Raw genomic sequence first — 7,171 nt, forward strand, 5'->3', positions numbered from 1 at the left:
AAAGTGGTGAAATAGGCAACCAGGAACGAACACGAAGAGATGTGAGATGAGCAGCGCACTGAATCGAATCGACAAAGACAAGTTTGCGCCGGAAATCCCGCTCGTCAGGCGGCTGGCGGAAGAATTCACGCTCGACGAAGCCACTCGCCGGTCCATCGTCGAACAGGCCGCGGAACTGGTGCGCCGGGTGCGCACTTCGCCGAAAGGCCCCACCATGCTGGACGCGTTCCTGAACGAGTTCGGGCTGCACAACGACGAGGGCGTGGCGCTGATGTGCCTGGCCGAGTCCCTGCTCCGCGTGCCCGATCCGCAAACCGCCGACGAGCTGATCGCCGACAAGCTGGGCCCGGCGCACTGGGACGAGCACCTGGGGCATTCGAATTCATTGCTGGTCAACGCCTCCACCTGGGCGCTGATGCTCACCGGCCGCGCCGTGTCCATGCGCCGCTTCGAAGGCCAGTCGGGCGGCGCGGTGCTGCAGTCGCTGGCGGGGCGCCTCGGCGAACCGGTCATCCGCGGGGCCGTGCGGCAGGCCATGAGCATCCTCGGCCAGGAGTTCGTGATGGGCGAGACCATGGAGGATGCCGTCAAGCGTGCCTACAGGCTCGACAGCAGCGTCGAGTACTCGTTCGACATACTGGGCGAAGGGGCGCGCACCGCCGAGGTCGCCGAGCAGTATTTCCGGGGCTACTGCAAGGCCATTCCCATGGTGGGCAAACGGCAGCCTGCCAAGACCGCACGCCGCTGCGGCATGTCCATCAAGCTGACCGCGCTGCACCCGCGCTACGACGCCCGGCAGTCCGCCCGGATCCACGAGGAAATGTATCCGCGGCTGCTCAAGCTGTGCGAGCTAGCGCGCGAGCACGACATCCCTCTCTGCCTGGACGCCGAAGAAGCCGACCGGCTGATCCTGTCGCTGGAACTGACCGAGCGCCTCTGCGGCGAGGCCTCGCTGCGAGGCTGGAACGGGCTTGGACTGGCCGTGCAGGGCTACGGCAAGCGGGCCAAGCGGGTGATCGGTTGGCTGAGCGAACTGGCGCAATCCACCCGGCGGCAGATTTCCGTTCGGCTGGTCAAGGGCGCCTACTGGGACGCCGAGATCAAGCGCGCACAGATCGCCGGCATGCCGGATTACCCGGTGTTCACGGCCAAGGAAAACACCGACACAGCCTATCTTTCCTGCGCGCAAGCCATGCTGGCCGAGCGCCCTCACCTGTTCTGCGCCTTCGCCACCCACAACGCCCACACGCTGACGACGGTGCTCGCCCTTACGGAAGGAGACCGCTCGAACATGGAACTGCAGCGCATCCACGGGATGGGCGAGCGGCTTCACGAGACCGCGCGCGAGATGTTCGACGACTTTCCGCCGGTTCGTGTCTATGCGCCGGCTGGTCTCTACGAAGACCTGCTCGCCTACCTGGTCCGGCGGTTGCTGGAGAACGGCGCCAACTCCAGTTTCGTCAATCGGCTCTACGACGAGGAGCTTGCGCCGGAGGCCATCGTGTCCGACCCGATCGAAATCTCGCTGGCCCGAACCTCCTCGACCCTGCCGACGCCCGACCTGCTGTACGGAGCGGACCGCCCTAACTCGACCGGCTGCGACCTGGCCTCGCAAACCGCGCTGGGGCGTTTTTCGGCACTCCTTTCGGAACGGGCCGACATACCGGAACCGCGAGCCGTGGACCCGACTTCCGGAGAGATCGACATCTGGGTCAAGAGCGCTACCGAAGCCCAGCCGGCCTGGGACGCGCTGGGCGGAAGACGCCGCGCCAACATATTGAGAACGGCGGCGGACGCGCTGGAAGAAGCGCGCGACGAGTTCTTCCGAGTGCTGGCCGGCGAGGCCGGCAAGACGGTGGACGACGCAGTAGCGGAAGTGCGCGAGGCGGTGGATTTCATGCGCTATTACGCCTGCCAGGCGGAACGCGACTTCGAGACGCCCCTGCCCCAGGACGGGCCCACCGGAGAATCGAACGACCTGAGCCTGCACGGCCGCGGCGTGTTCGTGTGCATCAGCCCCTGGAACTTCCCGCTGGCGATCTTCCTGGGCCAGGTGTCCGCCGCCCTGCTGGCCGGCAACGCCGTGCTAGCCAAGCCCGCCGAGCAGACCCCGCGCATCGCGAAGATGGCCGTGGACCTGCTGCACGCCGCTGGCGTTCCCAAGAACGTGCTCAGGCTGGTGACGGGTGCCGGGGACGTGGGCGCGGCCTTGGTCAATCATCCCGGCATCGCCGGCGTGGCGTTCACCGGCGGCACGGACACGGCGGCGCGTATTCAGTCCGCCCTGGCCGGCAAGTCCAACCGCCCCATCGTGCCCTTTATCGCCGAGACCGGCGGTCAGAACGTGATGATCGCGGACTCGTCGGCCCTGATCGAACAAACCACCGACGACGCCATACGCTCGGCGTTCCTGAGCGCCGGCCAGCGCTGCTCCGCCCTGCGGGTACTGTGCGTGCAGGACGAAGTGGCCGACACGCTGCTGGATTCGATCCGCGGCGCCGCGGCCGAGCTCGCGATCGGCGATCCCCACGACACGTCCACCGACATCGGCCCGATCATCGATCAGCCCACCCTGGATCGGATTCAGGCGCACATCGAGCACATGCGTTCGCTCGGCTGCGAAGTCTGGGCCGGCGGCCGGCTCGACGAATCGCTGATGGGCCCGTACATCCGCCCGCACACCATCGAACTGGAGAGCCTGGCGCAACTCGAGGGCGAGTGCTTCGGCCCCGTCATGCACGTGCTGCGCTTCAACGCCGCCGACCTGGCCGGGCTGGTGAACTCGATCAACCGCCTCGAATTCGGGTTGACCCTGGGCGTGCAAAGCCGTATCGACGCCCGCGTGAACGAGGTCATCGCACGCGCGCGCGTAGGAAACATATATGTAAACCGCGACATGGTCGGCGCCGTGGTGGGCGTTCAGCCCTTCGGCGGCATGGGCCTGTCCGGCACCGGCCCCAAGGCCGGCGGCCCCCACTACCTGCACCGCTACGCTGTCGAAAAAACCATCACCATCAACACCACCGCCAAAGGCGGCAACGTGGAACTGCTGCGCTCCGTAAGCACCTAAGGAGTAAACCACTGCACCGTCTGGCTTAGGTCGGCCCAGGTTGGAGGTGCCAGTTCCGCAACACTGGTTCCCGGCCTGAGTCGAATCTCGGCACATTCGGCAGGAAAGGCGGTTGCTCACGCTGCGGAAACGGGCACATTCGCGCTTCATTTCGATCTGGCCGCGATGATGTGGCCCACATATCATCCGTGTCTCGTTGGGCTTGCCAATATTGACTGAGGAGACTAAGCTATATGGACTTAGTTCTGGAGAACATCATGCGGTGCGTCAATATCCACGAGGCCAAGACCCATCTTTCACGGCTCGTGAGTGCCGCTGCCAATGGCGAGCCATTCATCATCGCGCGCGCCGGAAAACCGGTAGTTAGAGTAATCGCCATAGACGCGCCTGACGCCGGCAGCAAGCGTCGAATTGGATTTCTGGAGGGACAGATCTCCGTGCCCAATGATTTTGACAGCCTGGATGCCGAAGAAATCAGCCGCCTGTTTGAGACCGGCAATTGAGCCTGCTGCTCGACGCAAATGCCATATAACGGATACAAGCTCCATAACATACTGGTTTTAATCAGTTTTATTTGTCGTCTCGTTATACCGTAAGCGATTCGGAAGCGGAGTGGTTCAATTCCGGGCGCTCACCAGCGCGCCCTGACCTCAAGGTTCACGGCATGGTCGGGCGCTTGGGCTCCGGCGGCGTCCTCCCTGCGGGTGAGTTCGATGCCGAACGTCAGTTGGCGCGCGTCCGGGCTCGCCGGTTCCAGCCGCCAGCCGAGGCGGTAGTCGCGTCCGGTGCCGGAGCGCCCGTAGCCGAAGTGCGGGGTGCCGGTGAAGCGCTCGCGGAACGCGGGCAGCCCCCAGGCGGCCTCCGCTGTCCAGCGTCCGGCGTCACCGCCGAACGCGCCATGGCGCCCGAGCGGTTCGTGCGCGAACAGCGCGTCCAGGCCGCCGGTGGCGGTCCCGCCGAGATCCTGCTTCAGCGACAGCGACAGGCCGCGACTGCTCGACGGATCCGGATCGAACGCGATGGCGGCCGACAGGCCCCGCTCCGTGCGGCCTTCGGCCTCGTGCGCCAGCAGCGTCCGGGCCGCGATGTCGAGCGACAGGCCGAGGCGCGGGTCGGTCCAGACTAGGCCGCCGCCGAGCTCCACCCCGAACCCGGTCTCCGCGTCCCCGCCGTCATGGCGCAGGCCGGTTTCCAGCCGGGGCTTGAGTTTGCCGCCGCCGGGCGACTTGAACGACCAGCTGCCCTCCAGACCGACACGCAGCCGCGTCACGTCGGAGGCCGTTGCCACCATCTCGCTCGTCTTCTCCGAGCCCGTGCGTGACCACAGCGCGTCGGCCACGAAGTCCAGCGCCGGACCGCCGCGCTCGCTGGAAGGCGCGAACAGCCCGCCGCGCGCGCCCGCCGCCGCCATGGCCCAGTCGATGCCGGCGGCGAACGCGGGGAGGCCGCCGCCCTCAAGCGCCACCTCGCCCGCGCCGTAGCCCGCCGCCCCCCACAGCGAGAGCCGCTCGGACGCTTCGAGCGAGGCATAGGGGATCGCCGCCGTCAACGAGGACGCCACCTCGCCCGATCCGACCTGTGGATCGGCGAAGGCGCCGTCGCCGAAGCTGTGCGCCAGCGCCAGGCCCACCAGCCAGCGGTCGTTGGCGTAGTCCGCCCCCAGCAGGCCCGTGGAGACCTCGCCGTCTATGCTGACCGGCCCGTCGCGGCCGCCGAACGCCGTGCGCGCGCCCCGGCCCCAGAACGCCAGCGTGCCCCCGCCCGCGTCCGGCTTGCCGGTCACCGAGAAGTCCGTGCCGGTCAGCGCCGCAAGGCCGTGGCTGCCCTGCCCGGCGCAGGACGGATCGGGACGGGCCGGCGGCGCGGCAGGCTGCGGCCAGACGCCCGGCGCAACAGCGCCCGGCTCGACGCCGCCCGGCTCGAAGCCGCCCGGTCGTTGTCCGAACGGCTCGTCCGCGATGCCGCCTGAGCGGGAGAGGCCGTCCGCGAACCCGTCGGGGCCGTTCACCGCGCCCGTCTCGTCGCCGCGTTGCGGTCCGCCGCCGAGCGGAATGCCTCCGAGCGAGCCCCGCCAGCCCGGCTCGCGCGAGGCCTCGATCCGCGCCGACACCCCGTCCAGCGCCTGCTCCGCCACCGTGCGCCCGAACCGCGCCAGCCACGCCGCCGGCATCGGGTCGGCGTTCCTGATCGTGCCCGTCGCGCGGTCCCGCCCGATCGTCACCCCGCTTGGCTGCGCGTCGCTCAGCTCCAGATACAGCGTCTCCTCGCCCTCGTCGATCAGGTCGTCCTCGACCAGCACCGTCACGAACTTGAGCCGGTCCCCGGCCTCGAAGCGCACCCGCTGGGACGTGTCCACGTAGTCCGCGCCGCGCCTTGCCGGCGGTCGGATCGATACTTGCCTGCACCGTCACCGGGCCGGGCGCCGGACGGTTCAGCGTCACCGGGAACCGCAGGTTCTCCTCGCCCTCGTACGCGCTCGCGTCGGCCACCGACACGGTCAGGCCGGAGAAGTCCTCTCTCCCTCCGTCGTTGTCCAGGATCGCGATCTCGACCGAGTCCGGCGTCCCGGCGACCACCCACCCCGGCAGTTCGCCGAACGACACGCTCAGCGTCTCGTCGTCCGCGTCGTCGTCCTCGGACGCGTTCAGCGTCGCCCGTCCGGTCAGGTCCCCGGCGTAGATCGTCAGCCCGCTCGGCCCGTCGTGGTCGTCCGGCTCCGCCGTGCCCGCCGACCACACCAGCGGGATGCGCACCGGTTCCGGCAGCGGCTCGGCCAATCGCGCCCACAGCAGCGTGCGCCCGCCCTCCTCCAATGTCGGCGGAGACGCCTCCAGCGTCACCTCCAGCGGCTCCGCCGCCGCCTCCGCCTGAAGGATCGTCACCACCACGTAGGCGATCTCCCGCCCCAGCTCGATGCGCCGGTCGGGCTGGGCCAGCGACTCGATGGAGGTGACCGGATCGGCCAGCACGGCGCCCCGCGGCCGGTCGATCTGCACCGTGAACTGCTCGTGCGGATCGTCGATGTCGTCCTCCACGATCCAGACCTCGCGCACGATCTCCGTCTCCCCCGCCGCGAAGCGCAGGCGCCCGGACGCCATGCGGAAGTCGATCGGGTCGTCCACGGGGCCGGCGTGCGCGCTGCCCCCGCCCGGATGGGTGAGCCAGCTCACCTCCACGTCCCCCGGCGACGGAGACGACAGGGTGAAGCGCACCTCCATGAAGCTGCCCTCGATCGCTTCCCCGGCGGCCAGCGAGATCTTGATGCCGTCGCGCACCGTCACCGCCAGCTCCGCCGCGATACCGTCGTAGCCGCCGCCGGTGGCCGTGTGAACCAGCGTCGCCGTGTCCTCGTCCTCGTCGGCGTCCCGCGCCGCCGAGACCGTCACTGTTTGCGGCTCGTCCCAGTCGGTCGTGCGGAACGTCAGCGAGGTCCGGCCGAGGCTCAGGTCGGTGCCGGCGTGGCCCGCAATGCTAACGGTCACCGTGTCGGTCGGCCGGGTGGCGAGCGACACCGTGTAGCTCGTCCCGGCGCCCTCGGTCATCGCCACGGCCGTCTCGGAGAGCACCAGCGCCGCAGCGGCGCCGTCGTCGTCGTCGTCCTCCACCGTCACCGTCACCTCCGCCGTCAGCGACCCGTAGTCCCCGCCCGACGCCGTGTGCGCCAGTGTCGCCGTGTCGTCCGAGGCGTCGTCGTCCTGGCCCGCGCTAGCCGTCACGGTCTGCAGCTCGTTCCAGTCCGCCGGCCTGAACGTCAGCGAGTCCCTGTCCAGCGTCAGGTCCGTGTCCGCGTGGCCGGAGATCGATACGGTCACGTTCGCCGCCGGCTGCGTCGCCAGGCGCACCGAGTACTCCGCGCTGCCGCCCTCGGCCACACCGAGCGTCGTCGCCGACAGCACCAGCGCAGGCTCGTCGTCGTCGGTCACGGTCACCGCAACGTCCGCCGCCGCCGCGTCGTAGCCCCCGCCCGAGGCCGTGTGCGCCAGTGTCGCCGTGTCGTCCGAGGCGTCGTCGTCCTGGCCCGCGCTAGCCGTCACGGTCTGCAGCTCGTTCCAGTCCGCCGGCCTGAACGTCAGCGAGTCCCTGTCCAGCGTCAGGTCCGTG

Annotated in this window: 4 protein-coding genes and 3 pseudogenes (1 of these 7 cut by a window edge); 3 read left to right on the plus strand and 4 right to left on the minus strand. The window is 69.0% G+C overall.

Going from position 1 to position 7,171, the window contains the following annotated elements; translation table 11 throughout:
- Nucleotides 1-46: 46 nt before the first annotated feature.
- Nucleotides 47-3,070 (plus strand): L-glutamate gamma-semialdehyde dehydrogenase, encoded by a 3,024-nt coding sequence (locus F4Y72_10700; protein ID MXZ28755.1) that lies wholly within the window; start codon nt 47-49, stop codon nt 3,068-3,070.
- Nucleotides 3,071-3,327: 257 nt separating this feature from the next.
- Entirely contained in the window at nt 3,328-3,573 is a 246-nt protein-coding gene (locus tag F4Y72_10705) for a type II toxin-antitoxin system prevent-host-death family antitoxin (protein MXZ28756.1), read from the plus strand.
- A 128-nt stretch (nt 3,574-3,701) separates the two neighbouring features.
- Here F4Y72_10705 and F4Y72_10710 read toward each other — a convergent pair whose 3' ends face one another.
- Nucleotides 3,702-5,426 (minus strand): autotransporter outer membrane beta-barrel domain-containing protein, encoded by a 1,725-nt coding sequence (locus F4Y72_10710; protein MXZ28757.1) that lies wholly within the window; start codon nt 5,424-5,426, stop codon nt 3,702-3,704.
- 17 nt (nt 5,427-5,443) lie between these two features.
- Between F4Y72_10710 and F4Y72_10715 the strand changes: the two genes are divergently transcribed.
- A complete protein-coding gene (locus tag F4Y72_10715; protein MXZ28758.1) occupies nt 5,444-5,749 on the plus strand; it encodes a hypothetical protein in 306 nt (101 codons plus the stop codon).
- A 308-nt stretch (nt 5,750-6,057) separates the two neighbouring features.
- Here the strand turns inward: F4Y72_10715 and F4Y72_10720 are convergent.
- From F4Y72_10720 to F4Y72_10730, 3 pseudogenes are all read right to left on the minus strand, one after another.
- A pseudogene (locus tag F4Y72_10720) lies at nt 6,058-6,288 on the minus strand (hypothetical protein).
- Nucleotides 6,289-6,429: 141 nt separating this feature from the next.
- Nucleotides 6,430-6,870 (minus strand): annotated as a pseudogene (locus tag F4Y72_10725) (hypothetical protein).
- Nucleotides 6,871-7,160: 290 nt separating this feature from the next.
- Nucleotides 7,161-7,171 (minus strand): annotated as a pseudogene (locus F4Y72_10730) (hypothetical protein); it runs 604 nt beyond the window's last position.

The sequence above is a fragment of the Gammaproteobacteria bacterium genome (assembly GCA_009838035.1).
Taxonomy (GTDB): Bacteria; Pseudomonadota; Gammaproteobacteria; order Steroidobacterales; family Foliamicaceae; genus Foliamicus.

Bases quoted from the DNA above. Each gene is read 5' to 3' on its own strand.
- F4Y72_10705 (MXZ28756.1), top strand. From the start codon at position 3,328: ATGCGGTGCGTCAATATCCACGAGGCCAAGACCCATCTTTCACGGCTC.
- F4Y72_10700 (MXZ28755.1), top strand. From the start codon at position 47: ATGAGCAGCGCACTGAATCGAATCGACAAAGACAAGTTTGCGCCGGAA.